Annotated in this window: 23 protein-coding genes; 11 read left to right on the forward strand and 12 right to left on the reverse strand. The window is 67.1% G+C overall.

Annotated features, from left to right (window positions below):
* The first annotated feature begins 10 nt into the window (after positions 1-10).
* Both AC1DKN_RS12805 and AC1DKN_RS12810 read left to right on the forward strand, forming a co-directional pair.
* Positions 11-733, forward strand: coding sequence for an SDR family NAD(P)-dependent oxidoreductase (locus AC1DKN_RS12805; protein WP_476871471.1), 723 nt, complete (start codon positions 11-13; stop codon positions 731-733).
* Between the two features lie 40 nt (positions 734-773).
* Complete coding sequence (locus tag AC1DKN_RS12810; protein WP_476871472.1) at positions 774-1145, forward strand: hypothetical protein; 372 nt, start codon at positions 774-776, stop codon at positions 1143-1145.
* 171 nt (positions 1146-1316) lie between these two features.
* Here the strand turns inward: AC1DKN_RS12810 and AC1DKN_RS12815 are convergent, their stop codons facing one another.
* On the reverse strand, positions 1317-2003 hold the full coding sequence (locus AC1DKN_RS12815) for an FMN-binding negative transcriptional regulator (protein ID WP_476871473.1): 687 nt from the start codon (positions 2001-2003) through the stop codon (positions 1317-1319).
* Positions 2004-2071: 68 nt separating this feature from the next.
* A complete protein-coding gene (locus AC1DKN_RS12820) occupies positions 2072-3088 on the reverse strand; it encodes a DMT family transporter (RefSeq protein WP_476871474.1) in 1017 nt (338 codons plus the stop codon).
* On the opposite strand from AC1DKN_RS12820, the gene AC1DKN_RS12825 reads away from it, so the two are divergent.
* On the forward strand, positions 3087-4502 hold the full coding sequence (locus tag AC1DKN_RS12825) for an aminotransferase-like domain-containing protein (protein WP_476871475.1): 1416 nt from the start codon (positions 3087-3089) through the stop codon (positions 4500-4502). The genes AC1DKN_RS12820 and AC1DKN_RS12825 overlap by 2 nt on opposite strands.
* A gap of 12 nt (positions 4503-4514) precedes the next feature.
* Here the strand turns inward: AC1DKN_RS12825 and AC1DKN_RS12830 are convergent, their stop codons facing one another.
* On the reverse strand, positions 4515-4919 hold the full coding sequence (locus tag AC1DKN_RS12830) for a type II toxin-antitoxin system VapC family toxin (RefSeq protein ID WP_476871476.1): 405 nt from the start codon (positions 4917-4919) through the stop codon (positions 4515-4517).
* Positions 4920-4952: 33 nt separating this feature from the next.
* Positions 4953-5291 (reverse strand): YnfA family protein, encoded by a 339-nt coding sequence (locus tag AC1DKN_RS12835; RefSeq protein WP_028276742.1) that lies wholly within the window; start codon positions 5289-5291, stop codon positions 4953-4955.
* A gap of 224 nt (positions 5292-5515) precedes the next feature.
* On the opposite strand from AC1DKN_RS12835, the gene ribA reads away from it, so the two are divergent.
* From ribA to AC1DKN_RS12860, 5 genes are all read left to right on the forward strand, one after another.
* Complete coding sequence (ribA, locus tag AC1DKN_RS12840) at positions 5516-7435, forward strand: GTP cyclohydrolase II RibA (protein ID WP_476871477.1); 1920 nt, start codon at positions 5516-5518, stop codon at positions 7433-7435.
* Between the two features lie 43 nt (positions 7436-7478).
* Positions 7479-8276 carry a dioxygenase family protein gene (locus AC1DKN_RS12845; protein WP_476871478.1) on the forward strand — a complete coding sequence of 266 codons (798 nt, stop codon included), beginning with the start codon at positions 7479-7481 and terminating at the stop codon, positions 8274-8276.
* Positions 8277-8393: 117 nt separating this feature from the next.
* Positions 8394-9251, forward strand: coding sequence for an SDR family oxidoreductase (locus tag AC1DKN_RS12850; protein ID WP_476871479.1), 858 nt, complete (start codon positions 8394-8396; stop codon positions 9249-9251).
* Positions 9252-9375: 124 nt separating this feature from the next.
* Positions 9376-9882 (forward strand): universal stress protein, encoded by a 507-nt coding sequence (locus AC1DKN_RS12855; RefSeq protein WP_223916985.1) that lies wholly within the window; start codon positions 9376-9378, stop codon positions 9880-9882.
* Positions 9883-10142: 260 nt separating this feature from the next.
* A complete protein-coding gene (locus AC1DKN_RS12860; protein WP_476871480.1) occupies positions 10143-11273 on the forward strand; it encodes a hypothetical protein in 1131 nt (376 codons plus the stop codon).
* A gap of 74 nt (positions 11274-11347) precedes the next feature.
* Here AC1DKN_RS12860 and trxB read toward each other — a convergent pair whose 3' ends face one another.
* Positions 11348-12373 (reverse strand): thioredoxin-disulfide reductase, encoded by a 1026-nt coding sequence (gene trxB, locus AC1DKN_RS12865; protein WP_476871481.1) that lies wholly within the window; start codon positions 12371-12373, stop codon positions 11348-11350.
* Positions 12374-12472: 99 nt separating this feature from the next.
* Positions 12473-13114 carry a LysE family translocator gene (locus AC1DKN_RS12870; protein ID WP_476871482.1) on the reverse strand — a complete coding sequence of 214 codons (642 nt, stop codon included), beginning with the start codon at positions 13112-13114 and terminating at the stop codon, positions 12473-12475.
* A 341-nt stretch (positions 13115-13455) separates the two neighbouring features.
* On the opposite strand from AC1DKN_RS12870, the gene AC1DKN_RS12875 reads away from it, so the two are divergent.
* Positions 13456-15051 carry an MFS transporter gene (locus tag AC1DKN_RS12875; RefSeq protein WP_476858670.1) on the forward strand — a complete coding sequence of 532 codons (1596 nt, stop codon included), beginning with the start codon at positions 13456-13458 and terminating at the stop codon, positions 15049-15051.
* 89 nt (positions 15052-15140) lie between these two features.
* Here the strand turns inward: AC1DKN_RS12875 and AC1DKN_RS12880 are convergent, their stop codons facing one another.
* The 4 genes from AC1DKN_RS12880 to AC1DKN_RS12895 all read right to left on the reverse strand — a co-directional run bounded on the left by AC1DKN_RS12880 (position 15141) and on the right by AC1DKN_RS12895 (position 18024).
* Positions 15141-15809 carry a GAP family protein gene (locus tag AC1DKN_RS12880; protein WP_476858669.1) on the reverse strand — a complete coding sequence of 223 codons (669 nt, stop codon included), beginning with the start codon at positions 15807-15809 and terminating at the stop codon, positions 15141-15143.
* 39 nt (positions 15810-15848) lie between these two features.
* Positions 15849-17003: an AI-2E family transporter gene (locus AC1DKN_RS12885; protein WP_476858668.1), complete on the reverse strand. Its 1155-nt coding sequence runs from the start codon at positions 17001-17003 to the stop codon at positions 15849-15851.
* A 96-nt stretch (positions 17004-17099) separates the two neighbouring features.
* Positions 17100-17486: an SHOCT domain-containing protein gene (locus tag AC1DKN_RS12890; protein WP_230010772.1), complete on the reverse strand. Its 387-nt coding sequence runs from the start codon at positions 17484-17486 to the stop codon at positions 17100-17102.
* 94 nt (positions 17487-17580) lie between these two features.
* Positions 17581-18024, reverse strand: coding sequence for a hypothetical protein (locus tag AC1DKN_RS12895; protein ID WP_476858667.1), 444 nt, complete (start codon positions 18022-18024; stop codon positions 17581-17583).
* A 282-nt stretch (positions 18025-18306) separates the two neighbouring features.
* On the opposite strand from AC1DKN_RS12895, the gene AC1DKN_RS12900 reads away from it, so the two are divergent.
* Positions 18307-19137 carry a class II glutamine amidotransferase gene (locus AC1DKN_RS12900; RefSeq protein WP_476858666.1) on the forward strand — a complete coding sequence of 277 codons (831 nt, stop codon included), beginning with the start codon at positions 18307-18309 and terminating at the stop codon, positions 19135-19137.
* Positions 19138-19247: 110 nt separating this feature from the next.
* Here AC1DKN_RS12900 and AC1DKN_RS12905 read toward each other — a convergent pair whose 3' ends face one another.
* Together AC1DKN_RS12905 and AC1DKN_RS12910 are read right to left on the reverse strand one after the other, a co-directional pair.
* On the reverse strand, positions 19248-20777 hold the full coding sequence (locus AC1DKN_RS12905; RefSeq protein WP_476871483.1) for a hypothetical protein: 1530 nt from the start codon (positions 20775-20777) through the stop codon (positions 19248-19250).
* A gap of 254 nt (positions 20778-21031) precedes the next feature.
* Positions 21032-21592 (reverse strand): potassium channel family protein, encoded by a 561-nt coding sequence (locus AC1DKN_RS12910; protein WP_243177831.1) that lies wholly within the window; start codon positions 21590-21592, stop codon positions 21032-21034.
* A 227-nt stretch (positions 21593-21819) separates the two neighbouring features.
* Between AC1DKN_RS12910 and AC1DKN_RS12915 the strand changes: the two genes are divergently transcribed.
* Complete coding sequence (locus AC1DKN_RS12915; RefSeq protein ID WP_476871484.1) at positions 21820-24384, forward strand: helix-turn-helix transcriptional regulator; 2565 nt, start codon at positions 21820-21822, stop codon at positions 24382-24384.
* Positions 24385-24453 lie beyond the last annotated feature (69 nt).

Here is a 24453-nt window from a genome sequence, read left to right on the forward strand (position 1 = left end):
AAGGACAAACATGAACAACCCTGACGCCTCCCGAACCACGGAGGGCCGCGCCGTTGTGGTCACGGGCGGAGCCAGCGGCATCGGCAAGGCCATCGCCGAGGCCTTCACCGCCAACGGCGACAGAGTCGCCATCCTGGACCGGTCGGGCGCGGCGGGAAGCATCGCCGTCGACGTCTCAGACGAGGCGAGCGTGAAGGCGGCCTTTGCCGCAGCACGGTCCCGGCTCGGCAGCATCGACATTCTTGTGAACAGTGCCGGCCTGCTGACGGAATCGCCGCTGGAAGACATGACACTTGCCATGTGGAACGAGACGATTGCCGTTGACCTGACCGGTGTCTTCCTCTGCTGCCGGGAGGTGGTGGGGGAGATGCGGCAGCAGAAGTGGGGCCGGATCATCAACATCGCCTCCCAGCTGGCCATCAAGGGCGGCACCGGGCTCAGCCACTACAGTGCCGCCAAAGCCGGAGTCGTGGGGCTGACCAAGGCGCTGGCCCTGGAAACTGCCGCCGACAACGTGCTGGTCAACAACATTGCCCCGGGACCCATCGAAACGCCCCTGGTTGACGGCATCTCGGAGGAGTGGAAAGCGGCGAAGCGTGCCGGGCTGCCGCTGCTGCGCTTCGGGCTGGCGGCCGAAGTTGCCCCGACGGCGCTGCTCCTGGCCAGCGATCCCGGCGGCAACCTGTATGTCGGGCAGACACTCGGGCCCAATTCCGGCGACGTCATGCCCTAGGAGGGACGCTCACATGTGCGGTGCGTGCGGACGAAGTGTGGTGAGCGATCCCGTCCTGGGCCCGACCAGGACGCTGCGGCAGCACCTGATCGTCGCCCAAACGATCAACGAGGCCTGCCAATCGTGGCCGGGAGCCCCGAAAGTGGCCGCGACCAGCAGCGGCTGGCTGGTCGCGGGACCGAAGGGAGCCGCGGAAGCCGTGTCGACCGTGCAGGCGCTGTGGTCCGTTGTCCTGCTGGGCAGGCCGGGGCTGCAGCGGCAGGACCTGCGTGCCGCCGGGATCCCGGGAGCGGGTGAACTGGGCATGGGGGCGCTGGGCGCCGGGGAACCGGACCCGGGAGAGTTGGCGCGCCGGGTGATGAACCTCGGCCACGAGATGGCACAGGATTCCGCTACGGAAACGGACACGTGACACGCCACAGGTCAGGCGCTACGGGGATCCCCCTAGCGCCTGACCTTTTCCGCGGCGCCGGCCCGAATTCGTAGCGAAAACCTAGCGAAACGGCCGGGCCGGGGCATTGAGAGTGTGCTCCGGCAGCCCCCGGCCGGCCCAGGCCCAGGTGCCGGGGTCAGCCATCAGCCATCAGGATGCAGGCGTAGTCGGGGGCCCGGCCGGGGAGTCGGAGTGCGGGCAGCGAATCTGCTCGCGGCCCTCACGTGCGTTCTCGACGTCCGCGGCGCTTGCCAGGTCACCGCGGGCCCGCAGCCCGGCCACCACACCGTCAACATCGGCGTCGGGCCGGTTCTGGCTGAGTTTGTGCTTCGCCTCGATCCGCGTGATGAGAAGCTCGACGCCGACGATCGCGCGCAGCTGGCCGGCAATGTAGCGCTCCGGGGCATCCTCGACAGTCCAGGGCCGCTCGGAGCCGGCCTCGTTGTGGTTGCTCAGCCGCCTCACATGGCTGGCGAGCCAGGCGGGATCGTCGTGGATGACCAGGGTGCCGTACACGTGGGCCGTGGAGTAGTTCCAGGTGGGAACCACGCGTCCGTGCTCCGCCTTGGACGCGTACCACCGCGGCGAGATGTAGGCGTCCGCGCCCTGGATAATGGCGAGCGATTCGCCGAGGGCGGGTTCAGCCCATTGGGGGTTGTTGCGGGCCAGATGCGCGTGCAGGGCGCCGTGCTCACCGGCCGAGGGGTCGAAGACGAAGGGCAACAGCGTGGCAAGCATGCCCTTCGCGGTGGCGGTGACCAGGTTGGCCGCGGACGGGCGCGTGAGCAGATGCCGGACTGCATCGGGGCCGGCGGCGAAATGTGCGGGGATGTACACGGAACTTCCATTCGGATTGCGGATCGGTCTGGGGCTGGGCGGCTTCGGGGGCGGGGCAGGTGATCAGATCAGCCGGATTGTTTCACTGTCACAGCGTCCCTCGCGTTGTCCTTCGGGCTGTCCTTGGGGCTGTCCAGCACGTCCGCTTTGCTTCCCGCCGCCTTCGCCGCACTTGGCCGGGAGCGGACGGCCAGGCCGGCACAGAGGATGACCGCCGTGCCGCCGATGATGGTCGCCCAGGTCAAGTCTTCGCCCAGTATGAGCCCGGCCCAGCAGATGCTCAAGACCGGCTGGACGAGTTGGATCTGGCTGACCTGCGCCATGGGTCCGATGGCCAGGCCGCGGTACCAGGCGAAGAAGCCGAAAAACATGCTCACGACGCCCAAGTATGCGAAGGCCGCCCACTGCACGGGAGTAGCAGAGGGAGGCTGGCTGGCCATAGCGAACGCCGCGATGCCGGCCATGAGCGGCGAGGACAGAACGAGGGCCCAGGAGACGGTCTGCCACGAGCCGAGTTCGCGGGCCAGCAGTCCGCCTTCGGCGTAGCCGATTGCCGCCGAGAGGACGGCGCCGAACAGCAGCAGGTCGGCCAATTGCAGTTGCCCGATGCCGCCGGACTGCGCAGAGGCGAAACCAATCGCCGCCACTGCGCCCGCGCCGGTGATCACCCAGAAAGACCTGGGCGGCCGTTCATGGCCGCGGATGACCGCCATCGTTGCGGTCGCCGCGGGGAGTAGCGCAATAACAACCGCGCCGTGGCTGGCGGGAACCGAGGTGAGGGCGAAGGAGGTCAGCAGCGGGAATCCGACCACCACCCCGCCGGCGACCACCGCAATACGCGCCCACTGGGCGCCCCGGGGCAGGCGCTGCCGGGTCAAAGTGAGGGCGAACGCGGCGAGAACGGTCGCAACAACAGCCCGGCCCGATCCGATGAACAACGGAGACAACCCCGCAACCGCCACCCGGGTGAACGGCAGAGTGAAGGAGAATGCGGCGACGCCGACGAATCCCCACCACAGTCCGGCTGCCGGCCGGGACGATAACGGTTGATCGATTCCCTGAGTAGCGCTACTATTGTCTTTCATGTCTTACGATAGCACTTCGCGGATGGCGGCGCGGCTCCGGGAATGGATTGCGGCCGCCGCGCCGGGCGCGCGGCTGCCTTCCACGCGTTCCCTGGTCGCCGAGTACCAGGCCAGCCCCGTGACCGTGCAAAAGGTCCTGCGGACCCTCTCCGCGCAGGGCCTGATCGAGAGCCGCCCCGGCGTCGGGACGTTCGTGCGGGCCGTTCGAACAGCCCGGCCCGCGGACTACGGCTGGCAGACGACGGCGCTGGGATCGCCCCGGGCGCCGCTCCGCCCCGTCTCCACTGCGATGCGCAGCGCCCCAAATGATGTCATCGCCTTCCATTCAGGCTATCCGGACCGGGAACTGCTGCCCGAGCGGCTGGTCAGGGCGGCCCTGACCCGGGCTGCCCGGGGTGAGGCTGCCCTGTCACGTCCGCCTGCAGCGGGCCTGCCCGACCTGCAATCCTGGTTCGCGCACGAGCTCCGGGCTGCCACTGGGGCCGGCGTCGCCCCGCCAACGCCGCGCGACGTGATCGTACTCCCGGGGAGCCAGGGCGGGCTCAGTTCCGTGTTCCGGGCGCTGGTCGGCAGCGGGCAGCCGCTGCTGGTGGAATCCCCGACCTACTGGGGGGCGCTCCAGGCTGCGGCGCAGTCCGGTGTCCGGGTTGTTCCGGTACCCAGCGGTCCCGAAGGCCCGGACCCCGAGGACCTGGCCCGCGCCTTTGGCGAGACCGGCGCGCGGCTGTTCTACGCACAGCCGAACTATGCCAATCCCACTGGCGCGCAATGGCCTGCCCGCCTGCGCGAGCAGGTGCTCGACGTGGTGCGCGAACACGGTGCATTCCTGGTGGAGGATGACTGGGCCCATGACTTCGGCATCACCACGGATTCCGTGCCCGTCGCCAGCCTCGACGATTCCGGCCATGTTGTTTATCTCCGTTCGCTGACCAAGAGCGTGTCCCCGGCCCTACGCATTGCCGCGGTGATCGCCCGCGGCCCGGCACGTGATCGCATCCTGGCCGACCGGGGCGCCGAGTCCATGTATGTCAGCGGCGTTCTCCAGGCGGCCGCCCTCGACGTCGTGACGCAGCCGGGATGGCAGACGCACCTGCGCGGACTGCGGCTGCAGCTCCAGTCCCGCCGTGATCTCATGCTCAGCAGCCTGCGGGAACATGCCCCGCTGGCCCACGTGGAGCACGTGCCCACGGGCGGACTCAATCTCTGGGCCCGCCTTCCCGACGGGACCGACGTCGACCAGTTCGTCGGGGACTGCGAGGCCGCGGGGGTCATCATTGCGGCCGGTGCCGAGTGGTTCCCGGCCGAACCGGCCGGACCGTTCATCCGGCTGAACTTCGCCGGACCCAATCCGGGTGCTTTCCGGGAAGGCACGCGGATCCTCGGCCAGGTGCTCGAACGCACCGCCGGGCGGTAGCCGGCCGCCGCCCTACGCCGGCGTGAGCAGCGCCGCAGGTGCCGCGAGCGTCACGAGGCCCTGCACGGAGCGGGCGAGCCCGGCGTCGAGCGTCACAAAGGCGTCTGCCTGAAGCCGGGCCAGGGCCACGTATTCGGCGTCGATGGTGTCATCCCAGCCAAGTTCCTCGGCGAGGCTCCACGCGGTGCGTTGCAGGACGCGGTCGCCGAGGAGCCGGATGCGAAGGCCCCGGATGTAGTCGAGCTGACGATTGGCATCGGCCCGCGTCACGTCGCCGCGCCGGACTGACTGGTACAGGAGCGAGAGCACCTGCGAGCGGAGGAGCGTCGGGGCCACCAGCTGGTGATCGTCTGAAACCGCCGGCCTTTCGAGGGCAAGATGAAGGGCAACGTCCGGGCCAATCACGAATCGGGTCATGGTTACTGGATCCTTTCCTGGGGACAGCAGCGGTCATCCGGCCTCGCGGGGCGCGAACATGATGACGGCGACCCCGAACAGGCAGATCACCGAACCCAGGACGTCCCACCGGTCGGGCCGGAAGCCGTCGAAGATCATGCCCCAGGCCAGTGAACCGGCCACGAACACGCCGCCGTACGCGGCGAGAATACGCCCGAAGTGTGCGTCCGGCTGCAAGGTCGCGGCAAAGCCGTAGATGCCCAGCGCCACGACACCCAGCCCGGCCCACCACCAGGCCCGGCCCTCGCGGACGGACTGCCAGACGAGCCAGGCCCCACCTATTTCGGCAACGGCGGCGAGGACGAACAACAGGATGGTTTTCGGGATAGTCACGCCCTCATGATGGCACCGGCTGGTTGCCAATCCGGGCCGGTGCGCGCCGACGCGCCCGCCCGGCCGTCATGCGGGGTCATCGCTTGCATCACCTGCCACCCGGGCCTATAACTTTAAGGTTCAAGTAAACGTGGCCGGAAAGACCGTGTCGCTCGAAGCCGACTGGCATGACGGCTCCGCCCCGCCAACAGCAGCACCTGTGGCCCAATACCTGAGGACCCGAGATGACCCTTGCGCCAGAAACCACTGCAACGCCGAAGGCCGCAGCACCTTCGGCCGCCGTGCGCAGCCGCGTCTTCGTGCCGCTGCGCTTCCCGGACGGGTTCGAAGCCGTTGCCGAAGTGCTGACCTTTAGCGGGCTCGCCGACGGCAAGGAGCACCTGCTGCTGGCCCTCGGCGAGTGGGAGGAGGCGCTGCAGGGCGCGGCGCGAGGCGGTGCCGGACCGCTGGTGCGGCTGCACAGCGAGTGCCTCACCGGCGACGTATTCGGGAGCCAGCGGTGCGATTGTGGCCCGCAGCTGCGGGAGGCCGTGGAGCGGATTGCCGCCGAGGGGGGCTTCCTGCTCTACCTCCGCCAGGAAGGCCGCGGCATCGGCCTGTATTCGAAGCTTGACGCCTACGCACTGCAGGATGGCGGCCTGGACACCTACGCCGCGAATCTGGCCCTGGGCCACGGCGAAGACGAGCGGGACTACACGGCGGCGGCCCAGATGCTGGGGGCAATGGGTACCGGCACGCTGCGGCTGCTCAGCAACAACCCGGACAAGGCAGCCCAGCTGACCGGCCTCGGCCTCGAAGTGTCCGGGCAGGTCGCCACCGGCGTCCATGCCTCGGCGGCCAATCTTCGGTACCTGGCCGCAAAACGCGACCATACCGGCCACACGCTCGTGCTCCCGTCCGACGCCGGACCCGTCGCCGGTGCGCCCGGCGGTGCCCCTGGCGACGTCGGGGCTGCGTCCCGGGCCGGTGCCCGGGCGGCGGCGGCCGTCCCGAACCATGACGACATGCTCGCCCGGGTCCAGGGGCTCGTGCCCGGCCTGCGCGAGCGGGCCGCGGAAACCGAGGAGCTCCGGCGCATTCCGGACGCCACCATGGAGGAGCTGCACGCGGCCGAAATCTTCCACATGCTTTCCCCGAAGGGGGTCGGCGGATTCGGCATGGGCCTGGAAACCTATGTGGAGGTGGTGCGCCGGCTTGCCCGGGGGTGCGCCTCCACGGCGTGGAGTGCCGGCCATCTGATCGAACATGTCTGGATGCTCGCGCGGTGGCCGCGGGAGGCGCAGGACGAGGTCTTTGCGAACGGACCGGCTCCCTTGGCGGCCGCTACCGGGGCGCCGGCTGGAGTGGCCAGGAAAGTGCCGGGAGGCTATTCCATCTCGGGCCGGTGGACCTTTGCCTCCGGGGTCATGCATGCCCAGTGGGCGCTGCTCACCGCGCAGCACGGCGACGTGCGCCTCCAGTGCCTGGTGCCGCTGGCCGACGTCGAGCTCCTCGACGTGTGGCAGACGGCCGGCCTGAGGGGTACCGGGAGCAACGACATTCGGGCAGGGAACCTGTTCGTCCCGGAGCATCGAACTCTGGACTGGGAACTCCTGGGCGCGGAAACCAATCCGGGGAGCCTGCTCCACGCGGATCCGCTGATCCATACCCCCATGGGCGCGCTGCTGAACATGGTGGCCCCGGCCGCTGCCCTGGGGTCTGCCGAATACGCGCTCGACCTGTTCCGCGAGCTGGTTCTGGTCCGGAAGGTCAAGCACACCGTGGAGAGCCGCCAGGCGGACTCCCCGCTCGCGCAAGTCCGGTATGCGCACGCCTTCGGGCTGGTGGCCACCGCGCGGCTGCACTGGCAGGAGGCGGTCCGGGTGGTCTCTGCCGCCCATGCGCGCGGGCCTTCGACCATGACGGAGCCGGACCGCGGGCAGTATCGGCTGTCCCTCGCCCTGAGCGGCGAGGCGTCGGCCGAGGCGGTTCGGGTGATCATGCTGGGATCCGGCGGGAGCGTGCACCGGCTGTCGCATCCGCTCCAGCGGATCCAGCGCGACGTCAATGTCCTGATGAACCATGCGGCGCTGACGCGGGATCCGGTTCTCGAGCAGGCGGGCCGGGGCCTTCTGGGTCTGGGGTTCAGTGTGCCCTCGTTCTGACCGAAAGCTTGAAGCTTCAATCAAAATGGATTAGGATGATCCCATGACTCAGACCACTGACCGCCCCCCGGTTCTCTTCCTCAGCCATGGCGCACCGCCGCTGGCCGACGACTCCACGTGGACCCGCGAACTCCACGACTGGTCCGGCACCTTCGGCAAGCCCCGGGACATCCTCATGGTCTCCGCCCACTGGGAAAACGCCCCCGTGACGCTCAGTGCAACCGGGCGGGATCCGGGCCTGGTCTACGACTTCGGCGGTTTCCCGCAAAAGTACTACGAGGTGGCCTATGACGCCCCGCAGGCGCCCGAGCTGGCTGCCGAAGTCGAGAAGCTCGTCGCCGGCCACGGCCACCACGTGGAGCGCGATGAAAGCCGCGGGCTGGACCATGGCGCCTACGTTCCGCTGAAGGAGATGTACCCCGACGCCGACGTGCCGGTCGTGCAGATGTCCATGCCGACGCTTGATCCTCAGGGGTTGTTCGACCTCGGCATGTCGCTGGGGCCCTTGCGGGAGCGGGGCACGCTGATTGTCGGATCGGGATTCACGACGCACAACCTGCGCTGGTTCAATCCCGTCGGGGGACCGGACTCCGCCCCTCCCGCGGCCTCCAGTGAATTCGACCACTGGGCGGAGGAGGCCATGGCCCGCGGCGATGTCGACTCCATCCTCGACTTCCTGAACAAGGCACCCGCCGCCCGGGAAGCGCACCCCCGCAGCGAGCATTGGGCTCCGCTCTATGTTGCCCTCGGGGCTGCGTGCGGCTCGGGAGACATCCAGGCCAGGACAGCAATCGACGGGTTCTGGTTCGGGTTGTCCAAGCGGTCGTGGACCCTGACGTAGCGGTCGCACAACGTAACAAGGGGAATGAACCGGACCGGGGTCCGGTTATGCCCGCCAGCGCCGGATCGCCGGCGAACCAGAACGTGACGTGGCTTGACCACTGATGAGGAGCGCAACATGACGATTGCAGTAACGGGTGCGACAGGACAGCTGGGCAGGCTGGTCCTCGATGAACTGCTCACCAGCCAGGAACCGGATTCGCTGGTGGCCATCGTGCGCGACGCCGCGAAAGCCCGGGAGCTGGTTGCACGTGGCGTCCAGGTGCGCGTCGCGGACTATTCCGATCCCGCGGCTCTCGAGGCTGCGCTTACGGGCGTTGACAGGCTCCTGCTGGTTTCCGGAAGCGAGGTGGGCTCCCGGGTGGCGCAGCACGGCAACGTCATCGACGCTGCCAGGGCCGCCGGCGTCGGGTTCATCGCCTACACATCCGTCCTGGCCGCGGACACCACCGAACTGATCCTGGCGCCCGAGCACAAGGCAACAGAGGAGCTCATCCGCGCGTCGGGACTCGACAACACCATCCTGCGCAACGGCTGGTACACCGAGAACTACGCCCAGACCGTGGCGACGGCCAAGCAGACGGGCGCCGTCGTGGCCGCTGCCGGTGACGGCAGGGTGGCCAGCGCGACGCGGGCTGACTACGCGGCCGCGGCCGCGGCGGTGCTCAGCTCCGCCGGGCACGAGGGCCGCACGTACGAACTCTCCGGCGACTACGCCTGGAACTTCAAGGAACTGGCGACGGCGATCACCCGGATCACGGGCCGGGAAGTTGTCTACCAGCCCGTCTCCGCCCCGGAACTGGTTGAGGTCCTGACCGCGGCCGGCCTCGACGCGGGCACCGCGGGATTCCTCGCAGCCCTGGACGCGGACACCGAGGCGGGCCTGCTGGCCCCCGTCACGGGCGAGCTGTCCCGGCTGATCGGGCGGCCGACGACGCCGCTGTTGCAGGCTCTGACGTCCGCCGCCGCGAGCTAATCCGCACTCCCCAGGGAGGCCGCGAGACCGGAAGGCCGGGAGTGGGCATAATGAAGGCGTGGATTCCCGCTGCGCCCGCAAGGCATAGACATCCTGCGGGTGCGCGCCTCGACTGACAGGACCCATGGAAACTCCCGGTGATTTTCAGCAGGCCGGGGCCGGCGAATGGTCGGACGGCCCGCTGGTTGTCGGTGTGCCGTGGGAATTCGACGGGCGCCTGGTACGGGCCGCCGCCGGGCTCGCCGCGATCATGGGAGTGCACCTGATTTGCGCGTTCGTGGACCCGGCGAGCTACCTCACGGAGTGGGAGCCCGCCGGAGTCCTGGATGGCACCTCACTGGATCCCGCCCCGAATGTCGAAGCCGAATACCCGGCCTCACAGCTGCTCAGCTGCCTTGAGGGCATTCTCGGTCCTCCCGGCGGGGCATGGTCCTTCCGGGTGCTGAACGGCGAAGTTGCCCACGCCCTGGACCGGCTGGCGCAGAGCGCGGACGCGGCTGCGCTGATTGTCGGCGGGCAGCGGCCTGGGCGGATTGCCCAGATGGGCCGGCTCCTGGAGGGCTCGGTCAGCGTTTCCCTGACCCGTCTGCAGGGCCGGCCCGTACTGGTCGTTCCGCACGCGGGTCAGTGACGCACGCGCCGGCCGTGCGTTCCGTCCACCGAAGGCGGGCCAACAGCGGGCCAACAGCGCGCCAGCAGCGCGCCAACAAACCTGAGGCCGGCGGCGCGGGTTCATCCGTTCCGGGTGACGGCCCCGGGCCGCCGCGGCCATAGCGTTGGAGTACCGCCGGTGTGCGAGCGCCCGGGATGCGAAAGATTGCTGGAGCACGAGGGGCTGACGCTGACGGCGGAACTGCACGAGCAGTCAACGCCAGCGAATCGAAGTGAGTGATGGTAAACCCGAACAAGCCAGCAGCCGTCACGTCAGAGGCGCGGGCGCTCTTCGTCGGCAGCGCCGCCTTCCTCGTCCTGGGCGGCATCGCTTTTCTGCTGATCGGGCGGGAACCGGTCCCGTTGTCCGGACGGGGTTCAGTCGGTGACATTGCCTCGATCGGCACGGCAGTGGTGGGCGCCGGGGCGGTGGTGGCCGGTTGCCTGCAACGTCGTCCGGCTGTGGCACCGGAGGCCCGCGGGGGAGGCCGGATCCGCACGTCCATCGATATCGCCGCACTCGCGCTGGCGCACGCATGCATCTTCCTGCTCGGCTGGCTGGCGCTCTTTTCGCTGTTTCAGCAGGCATTCATCGGTGCGGTCGTCTACCCGTTCGCGGCCGCTGTCCTGGTCGGGACCACGGGAGCCATCAGCGCCTATATCGCCTACCTGTCCGCGCTCAGCATGACCGCCTACCGGCTCGCCGCCCTCCTCGCCGGCTTCCTGGTCACCGGCCTGCTCACGAGCATGCTCACCGCACAGGATCCACTGTGGTGGCAGGAGAACCTCAGTGCCCTCGGCATGAGCTCCGACGTCTCCGGAGTGGCGTTCAACTTCACCCTGATCGTCGCCGGCGTCGTCATCTCCACGCTGGCGGGATATGCGACGGCGACCCTCGCGGCGACCGCGAAGTCCCCGTCCGCGCTGCATCGGGTGAGGCTGCTCGAAGGCGGGATCGCCCTGATCGGCCTCTTCCTCGCCTGCGTGGGATTGTTCCCCGTCGATGAGCGCTTCGGGCTCCATACCCTGGTCGCGTCCGGCATGGTGGTGGTCTTCGCGTCCCTGATTGTCCGCATCCGCACGCTGGTTCCGTCCGTCTCGGCCACCTTCGCTGCGCTGGGGTGGCTCTTCCTGGCGGTCATCGTCGTCGCCGCGGTGCTGTGGTTCCCTGTCGGCTACTACAACCTGACCGCGGTGGAGCTGATCGCCGCGTCGCTGATCTTCGCCTGGCTCATCATCCTGATCCGTAACCTCGCAGCCGTTGATGCCGACCAGCTTGAGGCAAACCTGCCGGCCCGGCCGCTGCCATCGCCGGCTGAGCCTGCGAACCGGCCAGTTTCCGCAACAGACAGCGCAGTGCCCGACCCGTAAGTGCCGCGGGGCCTGCCGACGACGGAAGTGCCGACGCCGGGAGTGCCGTCGGGAAGGGCCGCTTCAAGGCTCGCCTAGGAGTGCGTCGGTTCTTCGACCAGCGCTGTGGCGATGCTGTCGGCGTCCTCGAGCGCGGACAGGAAGCGTTCGGCGTCCAAGGCCGCGGCGCAGCCGGTGCCGGCGGCGGTGATGGCCTGGCGGTAGCGGTGGTCCACGGCGTCGCCGCAGGCGAAGACGCCAGTCAGGTTGGTGACCGTCGTAGGGGAGTCGACCAGGATGTAGCCGTCCGCATCGAGGTCTATCTGGCCAGCCAAAAGCTCGGTCCGGGGCACGTGCCCGATCGCGACGAAGATGCCCGTGGCGGCCTGCTGCCGGGAGTCGCCGGTGCGGGTGTCGGTCAGGGTCACCCCGGTGACCTTGCCGTTGCCGTGGATCGCGGTGACGGCGGAGTTCCAGGCGAACCTGATCTTCGGGTTGTCCTTGGCCCGCTGGGCCATGATCCGGGAGGCGCGCAGTTCGCCCTTGCGGACCACCACGGTCACCGATTTGCCGAAGCGGGTCAGGAACGTGGCCTCCTCCATCGCCGAGTCGCCGCCGCCGACCACGATGATGTCCTGGTCGCGGAAGAAGAAGCCGTCGCAAGTGGCGCACCAGGACAGTCCGCGGCCGCTGAACTTCTTCTCCTCCGGCAGGCCCAGTTCCTTATACGCCGAGCCAGTGGCGAGGATGACGGCGGGCGCTTCATGTCTCTCCCCGGCGCCGGTGACCACACGCTTCAGGTGCCCGGCGAGCCGGACCTCGGTGACGTCGTCGAACACCACCTGCGCGCCAAACTTTTCGGCCTGCTGCTGCAGGCCGTCCATCAGTTCGGGGCCCTGGATGCCGCCCGGGAAACCGGGGAAGTTTTCCACCTCGGTGGTGTTCATCAGAGCGCCCCCGGCAGTGACCGCACCGGCGATGACGAGAGGCTTGAGCCCGGCCCGGGCGGCGTAGATCGCCGCGGTGTAGCCCGCGGGACCGGACCCGATGATGATCAGCTTCTCGGTTGTCTTGATGGCGGCGCTCACGGTCGGGCTCCTTCGGTGACGGTTGCCGGGCATGTGCTGATCATCCCGCCGTGTGGGGCGCTTATCAACGCCCCCGGGGTTGATCCGGAGTTTAGACACCCGGGGACGCTGCGCGGGAGCGTGCCCGGGCGGCTAGGCGGAGGCCAGCGTCTGAGTCAGGATGGTGCCGCCAACCCCGACCAGGACGGCGCCTGAACTCCCGACGACGATCCGGCTGGTCCGGGGCCGGGCGAGGACTCCGGTCACTTTCTTGAGCGCGCTGAGCAGCAGCACGTACCAGGCCAACGCGATCAGCAGGAAGATGCCCGCCATCAATGCGTGCTGGGCGAGGGGCGGCAACGGGGCGACAGTGAACTGCGGGAACAGCGACAAGTAGAAGACGGCGACTTTAGGGTTGAGCAAGTTGCTTACCATTCCTTGCACGAAAGGTGAGCTGCCGCCGCGTTGGCGTTCTGCTGCCGGTGCCGGGGGTTGGCTGGGTTTGGGTTTTCCGGCGAACGCCTCAGCGAAGGCGCGCAGGCCCAGGTAGAGCAGGTAGGCGGCCCCGGCAATTCTGATCCCGGTCCCGACAACTTCCGAGGCCCCCAGCAGCGCCGTGACACCGAGCACCGCCAGTACGGCAAGGATCGTGTTGCCAACCATGATGCCGGCGGCGGCTGTGGTTGCCGCCCGTGTGCCGCGGGGGGCATTCCTGAGGACAAGCGCAAAGTCGGGTCCGGGCACCACCACTACGACCAGGCAGGTCAGCACGAAGGCTGCCAGTTGTTCCAGCATCTGGGATTTCCTCCGGGCGTCAGTCTGTAGCGGTGGGTGGTGAATTTCGCCCGGGAACGAAACCCGGGCAGCCTTCTACGTTAGGCCATCGCGGGCACCACCGGAGCGCAGCCCCGCCTCGTTGCCGGCGGAAGGGGGCAGCAACCTCACCCGCTGGGCATGATTCGGTCAGGACGCCGGACCGCTAGCTTTGCATCAGCATCGCATTGCGGTGGGCGCTGGTGGGATGTGCCTGCAGGACCATGCTCATGCGTGAACTGCCCGGTCTGCTCCAGAGGAGGCGACATGTCCGGTTGTGTGGTGGACCCGAGCGAGCCATCGAGTGTGGGAGGCGGACCGCGATGAACTCTCCGAAGGACGCCGGGACCCCGCCGGTGCAGTTCAACCAAAGGCTGGCGCTGCTGCTGGCGATGGCGATGTTCGTGCTGGTTGTCGACACGTCGATCATGAACGTCTCGATCTCCGCGGTGGTGGACGACATAGGTGCGACCGTCAGCGGACTCCAGTCGACAATCGCCCTCGAGGCGCTGGTATCCGCGGCCTTTATCCTGATCGGCGGCAAGATCGGCGACCTGATCGGACGCAAGCGCGCCTACGTCATTGGGCTTTCCTGCTACGCCGTCGGCGCCGTGGCGATGACCCTGGCCCAGACCCTCCTCCCGGTGATCATCTGCTGGGCCCTGATCGGCGGCCTTGGCGCCTCGCTGCTCCTTCCCGCCATGCAGTCCCTCATCCACGGAAATTTCGAGGGAGATGCCCAGCACCGGGTCTACGCCCTGGTCGGCGCGTCGGCCGCGATCGCCGCCGCCGTCGGGCCTCTGCTCGGGGGCTTCCTCACCACGTTCCTGTCCTGGCGCGTCGCCTTCCTGCTCGAGGCCCTCATCATCGCGGTCGTCCTGTCCGGAATCAAGCTCGTCAAAGACGTGCCGTACACCGGGCCCCGGGAACTGGATCTCTTCGGATCACTTCTGTCCATCGTCGGCATGGGCGGCGTCGTGCTCGGAATCCTGGTCTGGCAGGAAGGCGGCGAGGCAGTGGGCGCACTCCTGGCCGTGGGTGCCGTCGGACTGGGCGGCCTGGTCTACTGGCTCCTTCAGCGCAAACGCCGCAACAAGCCGACGCTGCTGGATCCGGACCTGTTCCAGGCAAAAGCCTTCCGCTTTGGTGCCACGGGACAAATGCTCCAGCAGATCGCTCTGGGCGGCACCATGATCGTGCTGCCCATCTACCTTCAGATGGTGCTCGGATACAACGCGATGCAGTCAGGTCTGTCCATCGCCCCGCTCTCGCTGACCATGTTCGCTGTCGCCATGATCGTCGGGAAGAGGTCCGGGAGGCGGCGCCCGGCCAGCCTCATACGTTGGGGCTTTCTGTTTCTGATCGCGGGTTTGGTGGTGCTGGTCCCCATCGTGCCGCGAGCTGACTCCGGCTGGTGGCTGCTGATCCCGCTGATCATTTCAGGCTTTGGCCTGGGGCTGCTGGTATCCCAGCTCAACAACTACACCTTGTCCCCGATTTCGGACGAGCGGGTCAGCGAGGCCGCCAGCGTGAACTCGGCCGCGGGATCGTTCGGCTTGTCCTTCGGACTCGCGTTCGCCGGCGGCATCATGCTGGCATCGCTCTCGACCATCTTCATCGGCTTGTCGGATGCCAGCACGGTCCTCCCGCCCGACGACAAGCAGCAGGTCGCGACGGTACTGGAAGACGACGCCCAGGTGATGAGCGACGCGCAACTCCAGGAACAGATCGCCGGCCAGCCGGAGGACATCCAGAACGAAATCATCCGCATCAACACGGAGGCACGGCCCCTGGCCCTCCAGATTGCACTGTTCGTCCCGATCCTTGCCGGCCTCGCCGGGCTCGGCACCTCGTTCCGCATGATTCGGATCCCTGACCCCAAGCCCGCCGGCACCGGCGAGGGGAGCGTCCTGGGCTGAAGTTCACAGCGGCGAGCGTCCAGGCTGCACCCCCTTGACAGCGGAGTTCCCCGGGATCCGGCGGGGTGCGTGGTTTCGGGGTAGTCCGATTAGAGCTGGAGAAGGCTGTAGCCGACGAGGAAGATCCCGATCGTCAGCGTCGCGATCGCCGCAATCCTGCGGCCATTGCGCTGCAGCCAGTTGTATAGGGCGGTCAACGGCACTTGGGCCCGTTCGGGGGAGCGCAGCCACACAGCGACCGGAATGATGACGGCTGACTGGACCACGGCGGCGTAGGCGAGGACAAGCAGGCTGCTTGGCAGCGGCGGCAGTTCCTGGACACCGATCACGGCACCGGCGGTGACGGCCAGCAGGAGCGCCTTCGGACGAAGGTTAAAGCCCAGGCCCAGTACGACGAATTCCCAGGGCCGGGCGGAGCGGAACCGCGACTTCATCTTGCCAAGCATGGCGTTGTCCCGGCCGCCCTTGCTCACGAGGAGGTACACGGCGTACGCAACCAGAAGCGCACCGATCACAATGGCAATTTGTGCCACCCATTCGTCCCTACGCAGGCGCGGCGGCTTGACGGGCAGGAATTGCAGCCCGACCGCTGCCAGGCCCACGACCACGATCGAACCCGCGAGGCTGCCGATCAGGAAGGGAAGGGCGCCGCGGCGCGGAGTTGGCGAGAGCAGAATCATGATCGTCACGCTGACAGGCACTGTGCTGAGAGCCCCGGCCAGGGCAAAGAGAGCCAGGCTGCTGAGAGTGCTCAGCATGCTCCCCTCACCGTCCCCCGGCAGCACCCCGACGGCATGTCATGCCTTCGGCCCGCTTCCGGTGTCCGGACGGCCCGTCTTCAGTCGTCCGCGGCGGGCCCGGATCGCCTTGTCTTCTTCCTTGATGAGCAGTTCGAGGTCCTTCTTGTCGCCCGTCAACGGCCGCCACCATGCAAGTGTCGGGTCAGAATCGAGCAGGATGGTCCGGAACAAGAGCGTCAGGGGGACGGCGAGGACGGCGCCGACAGGACCCAGGACCACTGCCCAGAAGAGGACGGAGAAGAAGGTCAGCGTCTCACTCAGCGACACCGCGTTGCCCACATATTTCGGCTGGATGATCGACTGGATGATGCTGTTGATTCCGCCATAGATGATGATGACTGCCACGACGGTCGGCCAGCCCCCGGTGAGGTAGCCGAAGAACAAGGGCGGGATGATGGCGATGAAATACCCGATGTTGGGGATGAAGCTGCAGATGAAAGACAGCAGCCCCCAGAGCAGGGCGCCGGGGATCTGCAGGATGACCAGAACCAGCCAGTTGAACAACCCCTGCGCGATTCCGAGGACCGTGGTGGCGACCATGTAGCGGCGCACACCGGTTCCGAAGCCGTTGAGCGCTGAAACCAGTGCCGGCCGGTGATAGTTCAGATGAATCAGGAGCGCCGGCACGCGCGAGCCGTCAATCGCCATAAGAATGAGCATCGTCAGTATGATCACGAGGCTGGTCACCAGGCTCGCGACGTTTCCCAGGAGGCCGCCGAGGAACCCGATGATGCGGCCCGGCGTAAACCCGTTCAGGACTGCCTGGGCTTGCTCCGGGCCAAATCCAACAGATTCCAGCAGTGCGGAGATCCTGGCGCCGATCTCGGCCATTTGGGGGGCGTATTGCGGCAGCAGCGCGGAGAACTGGGCGAGCGAGGCAATCAGGACTGCGGCGAAGGCGGTCAGCAACCCGAAGACAGCCGCGATAGTGGTCCCGGTGGCGATGCCCCGGGAAATTCCCCGTGCCTGCATCCAGCGGCGCAGCGGATGGACACAAAGCGTCAGCACGAAGGCAAAAAAGACGGGGGTGACTATTCCCTGGATCGCGCCGAGGCCGAACGCTGCAATCGTCGCGCTGGCCAGGGCGAGCAGGATTATGAGGGTGCGGGGGAGGGCCGAACGTGGATTGGATTCCGATGGTTCCGGCTCCATGAGCCCTCCTTGGTTCAGCCTAGCCATATCTTAGAAGCCTCATGGCCTCATGAATAGCGAGTTGGCCAGGCCTGCTCCTCGCGCCTCAACCCGGAGTCAGACGACGATCTTGCTCTTGATCTGGGCAAACTCCTCCGCACTGATGGTTCCCGCGTCCATGAGTGCTTTGGCTTTGGCGATCTCCTCGGTGGGGCTGGCCGTGGCGACACTGCGGATGTAGGCATCGGTTTCCTGCTGGGACTTGCGGGCCCGCGCCATTGACCGCTCCGCCATGCCCTTGCCGCGGGCAATCATGTATGCCAGCACGGTCAGGAACGGAATGAAGACCAGAAGAACGATCCAGACGGCTTTCCACCAGCCGCTGAGCTCGTCGTCGCGGAAGAGGTCGCCGATCACCATGAACACTGCATACAGGAAGGCGATAATTGCATAGAAGATAAACAGCCACCAGAGAATATCCCAAAAGTTCTCGAAGAAATTCATTTTGGCTTCCCTACTTTCGCTTGGTGCGGCGTCGCCTACGAACGCAGCCTTGGATGGGAATGGGTTTCACCGCGGGCATTCCAGGAGGCCCGGACTAGCACTTGGCGTCATTTGAGAGATCGCTGATGGCGGCCTGCACGTTCGCGGCTTCGTCCTTGAGCGAGTTGGCCGCCTGCGTCAGGGTGGCGTCGTCGGGAACGGAGTTCACAGCGGAGGTGAACTTCTGTTGGGCAGCTTTGACGGCATCCACCCGATCTTTGGCCGCGTCGCTGGCCGCGTTGACCAGATCGTCGTAGCTCTTCCGAACTTGATCCCGGGCCGCCTGGATCTGGCCGATCGTGGCGCCTGGCTTGAGGGAGTCCTTGAAATTCGTCAGGGCTGTTGAAAAGTCAGTGGCGGCAGCGCAAACCGGTGAAACGCTCGCCGTCGGGCTCGCGCTGGGGCTGCTGCTGGGTCCCGAGGTGGCGCAGCCGGCGAGCAGCGCAACCGCCGCCCCGAGCGCAGACATTCGCGCGAGGACTGGTTTTGGTTTCGACATTGGACTCACCTCTCCATGGGCTTTCGCCTGGCAGCCCAATCACTGGCAGGTACCACCAGTGTTGGGTGAGGGGCCCGCTTGCGCGTCACCCGCCGCGGGTGATCCTTTCGCGCGGCTCTCCATGCCGGGCGCGCCGCTGACCAGCGGGGACGCGACGCCGGAACTATCGAACACGGGTGGGACCCCATTACCTCCCACCCCGCGGCCCGAATCACCCCGGGGTGATGATGTGCCCGCTCCGTCGCCGTGATGGACTGCTGTCCACAACTGAGGGAGGATGCCATGTGTCGTTGGCTAGCGTATTCGGGTTCGCCGGTGCAACTGGAGGAGCTGTTGTACAAACCCACCAACTCGCTCGTGATGCAAAGCAAGCACGCCCGAATGGGCGTTGAAACCACCAACGGGGACGGCTTCGGCGTGGGCTGGTACGGATCCGCGCCGTATCCCGGGTTGTTCCACAGCACGGAGCCCGCGTGGAATGACCGCAACCTCCGCGAGTTGTCGGCCCAGGCGTCGGCCGGCCGGGTCTTCGCGCATATTCGGGCCTCGACCGGATCGGCAGTCCAACAGACCAACTGCCATCCATTCCGCCACGGCAGCTGGCTATGGATGCACAACGGACTCATCCGGGAGTTCCCGACTGTGAAGCGCGACTTGGCCATAGCCGTTGAGCCATCGCTCTTTCCGCTGATCGAGGGAGCCACGGACTCAGAGCTCTTCTTCTTCCTCGCCCTGACCTTCGGGCTGGAGCAGGACCCGAGGGCGGCCGTAGCTGCCGCGGTTGGACTGATCGAAGACGTCGGCCGGCGCCACGGGATCGAGCAGCCAATCCAGATGACAGTCGCCACGACCGACGGCGAGACCACCTGGGCGTTCCGCTACTCGAGTGAACGGCAGTCCCGGTCGCTGTTCCACAGCACCGACGTTGCGACCCTTCGCGTCCAGTACCCGGACAACCCGTTGCTTCATGACCTGGCGGACAACGCGCGCCTGGTCGTCTCCGAACCGCTGGGGGATCTCCGCGGGGCGTGGCGGGAAGTACCTGAGGCTACCTGCGTGGTGGTGCACGGCGCCGGCGAGGACCTGTTCCCGTTCTCGCCGACCGCCCCCTAGCGTCGGCCTAGTGTCGGCGGCTGCGGCCCCCTTAGTGTCTGCGGCTAGTGCCGCTGCCGCGCAGCACAAGCTGGCGCGGCGCTAACTGGTGGTCCGGTCCCGCCGGTCCTTCACACGCCGGTTCCTCCGGCGTCGGGCGCCCGGGGGATGGGAATCGTGGGATACGTGTCATCGGGAGGGCCGCCCGCCGTGACCGACTCACCGCCTGGCACGCCGCCGGACTCGACACTGGACTCACCGCCGGGCTCGACGCCCGGCTCGCCGCCGGGTTCGGCGCCCGGCCCGCCGCCGGGTTCGGCGCCCAGCCCGCCGGCTACGGCCGGCCGGCACAGCAGTTCGACCACGAGAATGACCAGCACGGCCAGGACGGCCGTCCAGATGGCGACGGCCGCCGTCGGGTCCTGCCAAAAGATCAGCACCAGCACAGCGATGCCGACGACGGTGGCTTCGATGATCCGCCGGTACCGGGCCAACCAGAGCTGCCATGGCTTGGCCTGGCCACCGCCGATCTTGCCGGTGATGTAGTCGCCCGCCGTCGCCATCCCGTGCCGGACATACTCCGCGGGACGCGAGTGGCCGCCCAGAAAAGCTGCCAGGGCGATCAGCAGTCCGACGACGAAGACAAGGCGCAGGCTGGTGCGCAGCGGTACCAGGAGTGCCTCGACCAGGCTTTCGGCCGCCGCAGGGGAGACAGCACTCGATGGAATCGAGTTCAGGACGTAACTTCGCCCGATCACAAGGGACAGCGCCAGCACCGCCATCGACACCGCCACGGCCAACCCCACGCCGCTCGTCGTGCTCCGTCTCCGGCCCCGGGGGGCAACGGCAATGGCGCCCACGGCGCTGAGCACCGTCAGCCACGCCAGTATTGGGCCGAGCCGGTCCAGGGTCCGGATGGTTTCCGTGGCACGGACCAGTTCAGGAGACTGGAACAGGGCGATCTGCGCGTCAACTTCCGGGATCCTCGAGGCGATATCCACCCCTTGCTGGACAAGGAGAGTCTTGACCCGGGCGATGATCTCTTTCGTGGAAATCGACACCGTGCCATTCTCATCAATACTGACCGTGCCTCCCGTGCTTCCCGTGGCAAGGTTGACCAGCCCCTGGTGCGCCACCCGGTTCACCTGGATCCAAAGGTCCTGGAACTGCGGTGTCGCCACGAATCTGGCAACGGCGGTATGGATGAGCGTTTTGGTCTGCTCCGCAAGCATCGGGGCCAGCCCGGTAAGCACGGCCGCCACGCGGGGCGCCGTTTTAGCGAGCTCGTTCAGGGCATCGCGCGTGATGGTCTGGAAATCCACGGCGTCGTTGATCTGTTGAGTGACCTTGTCGGCGATTTCGGCCTGGATCGCAGGGTCCGAGGCCAACGGTGCGACGGTGGCGACGTAGCGATCGGTGTCGATGACTTCGCTGCGAAGGTAGAGGGCCGGAACTGTCGCGAAGGCCAACAGGCCAGTGATAACCACCAGCACGATTGCCACAATGCGCCGGGCCAGCCCCGGATGCCGCACGGCCGGCCTCGGCGGGGCCTTGCGGGCAGTGTCCCGTTCCTGCTGGAGACGGGCGACTTCGGCCCGTAACCGCAGAATTTCTTCCTGTTCCGGGCTAGCGGGGCCAGCGGGCTGATCGTTCAGCGACATGAGGGGATCCGCCTTAGCTTGTGTTCCGCGGCTGGGCATTTCACGGCTATTTTCATTGTTCACTCGGCGTGCCGGTCCAGCCCCACCCACACAGGGTGATCTGTCACGCCGGGGAAGGGCCCGCCACGGCCGTCCCTACGGGCTGGACGCCGCGCGTCGGACGTGCAAAGTGGCGCACCGAATCCCGGCCCTGCCCGCGAAATTTCAGCCGGCCGGCCTGCTGTCATCCGTTTTGGGTGATGACGGCGGCGGGTTCAGGATTCGCCGCCCAGCCGCCGCCCTGCCGCGAAGAATGCCACTTTTGCGATCAATAGGAGTGCACCTAAATCGGCAATCATTTGGACGGACACGACACCCCTCGCCAGCTGGCTTACCGGCGTAATATCCCCGAACCCGACGGTGGCAAACGTGGAAGTGGTGAAGTAAAGGGCATCGGTTCGGCTCAGGGGCTCGCTAAACGCCGCCGCAGATGTGATCGACATTGATGTGTAAAGCAGCGCGAAGAGACACAAAAACATCAACAGGGTTTCGGCGACAGCCGCGGCCGCCCGAACCCTCGGGATATGCGCCACGAGTATCAGCCGCAATTGAATTGCCAGGACTGCGAAAAAGACCAGCACGACACCCGCCAGGCGGATCCAGGCGGCCGCGGGATCGGCGTCATTGAATCCCCCGACGGGAATAAAGAAATACAGGGCGAGGACCACAACCGAAAATGCGATGAGACGTGCAATCGCGAAAATAATGACCCGCCTGCGGTCGGCCTTGTCGAGGTCATGAAGGAAAATCGGGTCTGTCGGGCTGCCGTGCTTCATAGGCATGACTGATGATACAGCCGGGCACCCAATTCGTGCCGTGCCGCAATCGGGTCGCCCTAATCGCCGTATTGTCGCACTAAGGAGCGGCGCACAAGGGGTCTTTGCGCCCTGTTGGTGCCCTTTTGCCCCCACCTAGCATGTGGAATGTGAGAGATAGGCTAGAAGCCGAATGGGTACCGGGCCCACAGTTCAAGATCCGCCCGCCTGTGCGCGGTCTCGGAGCGTTGGAGCGTCCACGTCTGGAAAGCGCCCTGTCCGCGGCCGCGGATTCGCACCGCCTGACCCTCGTCGCGGCCCCGGCCGGCTACGGCAAGTCAACTTTTCTGGGTGATTGGGTCCGCAAGTGCGCTCTGCCGTGCGCATGGCTGTCGCTGGACAGGTTCGACACGCAGCCCGCGCGGCTGTTTCACGGTGTTGTTGGGGCGATCCAGTCCGCGGCGGGCAAACTGCCGTTACCCGGAACCGACGCCCTCCTCGCCCTGGACCCGAGCCTTGCCCACGACCGGGCGGCCTCCTACGACCTTCTCCTCGGGGCACTCGAGCACCTCACTGAACCGATTGTCCTGGTGATCGATGACGTCCATTTGGCCGGGCCGGGGCTGGCGAACGGAATCGTCGGGGTGCTCGCCGCATCGGCACCCCCCTCACTGCGGCTGGTCCTCTCGGGACGCGGCCATACGTCCATTCAGCTCGAAAGATTCCGGTACGGCGAGGGACTGGGTGAACTTCGCGCCGCCGAACTGGCCTTCACGCGGGAGGAAGTTGCCCAGTTCGCCAGTGCGCTGGGACAAGATCAAACGTTCGACGCCGGGTCGCTCTGGAAGATGACTGCCGGCTGGCCTGTGGCAGTCCACGCCAGCCTGGTCTCCTTGGCGCAGGCCCGCAACGTGCCGCTTACAACGCCAGGCTCCGCGCCTACGCACGTCCCGCTCGCCGACTACGTCGCAGAAGAGATCCTCGACCAGATCGAACCGTCGCTGGCCGAATTCATTCTCAGGGCCACTGCCAGCGACTGGCTCGGACGCCGGCTCGCCGTCGAACTCGAAGGCCGTCCCCGCGGCGGCGTGCTGCTTGAGGAATGCCTCCGTAACGGGCTCTTCATCGAGGAGCACGAATACCGTGCGGGCGAATCGATGTTCCGGTGGCATTCCCTCTTCGCGGCGCAGTGCCGGCGCATCCTGCAGCGGCGTGACCCTTTGCTCGCCGAGCGTCTGCACCGCGTGGCGGCGAGGTACTACCAGGACGTCGACGTCGTCGAGGGCGTCGCCCAGGCGCTGCAAGGAAGCGCACCCCGGCAAGCCGTGATTTCCCTCGGCGCCCATTGGCTCGAATTCCTGCTCGGAAACGACGTGCAGACCCTTGAACGGCTGTGCCTGGATCTCCCCGCACCGTGGGGCGAGGATCCGGAGATCCTGATGATCCGATCGGTCTGCCGTGCCCTTTCCGGCGACGGCACCGCCGCGGCCGAGCTCACCGACCGGGCGCTGTCGCGGACCTTCGCGCTGGACGCAATTCGACGCCGGAGACTGGAGAGTTACCGGGCGCTCTACGAGCCGCTGCCTGCCGACGGCCGGCTGGACCCGCACACCGAGACGGACGACGGCCGGTCGACGACGGACATTTCAGGAGATGGCCGCTCCAGCTCCTTCTCGACAGGACTCTTCCTGCTGGCCCAGGCAGAGTTCCGGCTGCACCGCACCGGCGAACTTGGCACGGCGCTGCTCCAGGCAACGGCGGCCACAGGCAACCCTGAACAGCTGGAGGCCGTGGAAATCTGCGCCCAGGCCGAGCTCGCGTTGGCTCACGCCATCGCCGGTAACCTCGTGAGCGCCGACGAACTTGGCACGGCGGCGTTGGACCGGGGAGAGGCGCTGGGTTGGAATTCGCGGCAGCGGATGGCTCCGGCCTGGCTGGCCCGTGGCATCGCGTGCTACTGGAATGATGATCTGAAGGCTGCGCGGACCTGTCTTACCAAAGCGCAGCGATTGGGCAGCGAGCTGTTCCCGACCGGTCCGCTCAGCGCCATCTATCGGGTCCTGGTTGATTGCGCCGCCGGCGACCTGGTCCGCCTGGCCGACTCCGGTGCGGCGCTGGAGTCCTTTCACGGGCGGGGACGGTACGCCGTGTCATGGAATGCCCTGGAGACCATCGCGGTGGCGAAAATTGCCGAAGCCAGGGGCGACCGGGACGGAGCTTTGCGGACCGTCCAACCACTCGGGGCCGGGGGGCACGGCGCATTGGCGGATACGCTGCTGGCGGAGTTGCTGCGCCGCGAAGGTGACACCGCCGCTTCGCAACGCTGTGCCGAATCACTGGCCGAACGCCGCGGCAGCTCATATATCGACACCTGCCTGAGCCTGACCGAGGCGATCATGGCCCATGGAGCCGGAGATGCCGCGGCGGCACACGAGCGGATTGAACATGCTGTCCTTCGTGCCGAGCCTGAAACCGTCTTGCGTCCTTTCGCCGAACGGAGAGAGGAATTGGCGGATCTGCTCGTGGAGCACGCTGTGTGGGGCACCGCGCACGAGTCGTTCATCGCAGCGCTGATGGCACGCGAGGCACAGGGTGAGACCCGCCTTCGGGCACAGTCCTACTGGAACCTGACCGAGCGCGAACGCGAAGTCCTTTCCTACATGCGCTCGATCATGACCGCTGCTGAAATTGCCGAGGCGTTGTACATTTCCGTGAACACGGTCAAGACCCACGAACGGTCCATTTACCGCAAGCTCGGGGCGGTAAGCAGGCGCGACGCGCTCAAGACGGCCGCCAAGCGTGGCATCGTCTGAACCCCGCGGCGGCCTTGATGGGCTTCGCGGCGAGGCACCGGACCCGGATTGGGTCAGAGGCCCCTAGGC

Source organism: Arthrobacter sp. 01N444 (assembly GCF_056399305.1).

Excerpts from the sequence above, each read along its gene's own strand:
- AC1DKN_RS12805 (WP_476871471.1), top strand. The coding sequence starts at position 11 with ATGAACAACCCTGACGCCTCCCGAACCACGGAGGGCCGCGCCGTTGTG.
- AC1DKN_RS12825 (WP_476871475.1), top strand. The coding sequence starts at position 3,087 with ATGTCTTACGATAGCACTTCGCGGATGGCGGCGCGGCTCCGGGAATGG.
- AC1DKN_RS12820 (WP_476871474.1), bottom strand. The coding sequence starts at position 3,088 with ATGAAAGACAATAGTAGCGCTACTCAGGGAATCGATCAACCGTTATCG.
- AC1DKN_RS12830 (WP_476871476.1), bottom strand. The coding sequence starts at position 4,919 with ATGACCCGATTCGTGATTGGCCCGGACGTTGCCCTTCATCTTGCCCTC.
- ribA (WP_476871477.1), top strand. The coding sequence starts at position 5,516 with ATGACCCTTGCGCCAGAAACCACTGCAACGCCGAAGGCCGCAGCACCT.
- AC1DKN_RS12845 (WP_476871478.1), top strand. The coding sequence starts at position 7,479 with ATGACTCAGACCACTGACCGCCCCCCGGTTCTCTTCCTCAGCCATGGC.
- AC1DKN_RS12850 (WP_476871479.1), top strand. The coding sequence starts at position 8,394 with ATGACGATTGCAGTAACGGGTGCGACAGGACAGCTGGGCAGGCTGGTC.
- AC1DKN_RS12855 (WP_223916985.1), top strand. The coding sequence starts at position 9,376 with ATGGAAACTCCCGGTGATTTTCAGCAGGCCGGGGCCGGCGAATGGTCG.
- AC1DKN_RS12860 (WP_476871480.1), top strand. The coding sequence starts at position 10,143 with ATGGTAAACCCGAACAAGCCAGCAGCCGTCACGTCAGAGGCGCGGGCG.
- trxB (WP_476871481.1), bottom strand. The coding sequence starts at position 12,373 with ATGCCCGGCAACCGTCACCGAAGGAGCCCGACCGTGAGCGCCGCCATC.
- AC1DKN_RS12870 (WP_476871482.1), bottom strand. The coding sequence starts at position 13,114 with ATGCTGGAACAACTGGCAGCCTTCGTGCTGACCTGCCTGGTCGTAGTG.
- AC1DKN_RS12875 (WP_476858670.1), top strand. The coding sequence starts at position 13,456 with ATGAACTCTCCGAAGGACGCCGGGACCCCGCCGGTGCAGTTCAACCAA.
- AC1DKN_RS12880 (WP_476858669.1), bottom strand. The coding sequence starts at position 15,809 with ATGCTGAGCACTCTCAGCAGCCTGGCTCTCTTTGCCCTGGCCGGGGCT.
- AC1DKN_RS12885 (WP_476858668.1), bottom strand. The coding sequence starts at position 17,003 with ATGGAGCCGGAACCATCGGAATCCAATCCACGTTCGGCCCTCCCCCGC.
- AC1DKN_RS12890 (WP_230010772.1), bottom strand. The coding sequence starts at position 17,486 with ATGAATTTCTTCGAGAACTTTTGGGATATTCTCTGGTGGCTGTTTATC.
- AC1DKN_RS12895 (WP_476858667.1), bottom strand. The coding sequence starts at position 18,024 with ATGTCGAAACCAAAACCAGTCCTCGCGCGAATGTCTGCGCTCGGGGCG.
- AC1DKN_RS12900 (WP_476858666.1), top strand. The coding sequence starts at position 18,307 with ATGTGTCGTTGGCTAGCGTATTCGGGTTCGCCGGTGCAACTGGAGGAG.
- AC1DKN_RS12905 (WP_476871483.1), bottom strand. The coding sequence starts at position 20,777 with ATGTCGCTGAACGATCAGCCCGCTGGCCCCGCTAGCCCGGAACAGGAA.
- AC1DKN_RS12910 (WP_243177831.1), bottom strand. The coding sequence starts at position 21,592 with ATGAAGCACGGCAGCCCGACAGACCCGATTTTCCTTCATGACCTCGAC.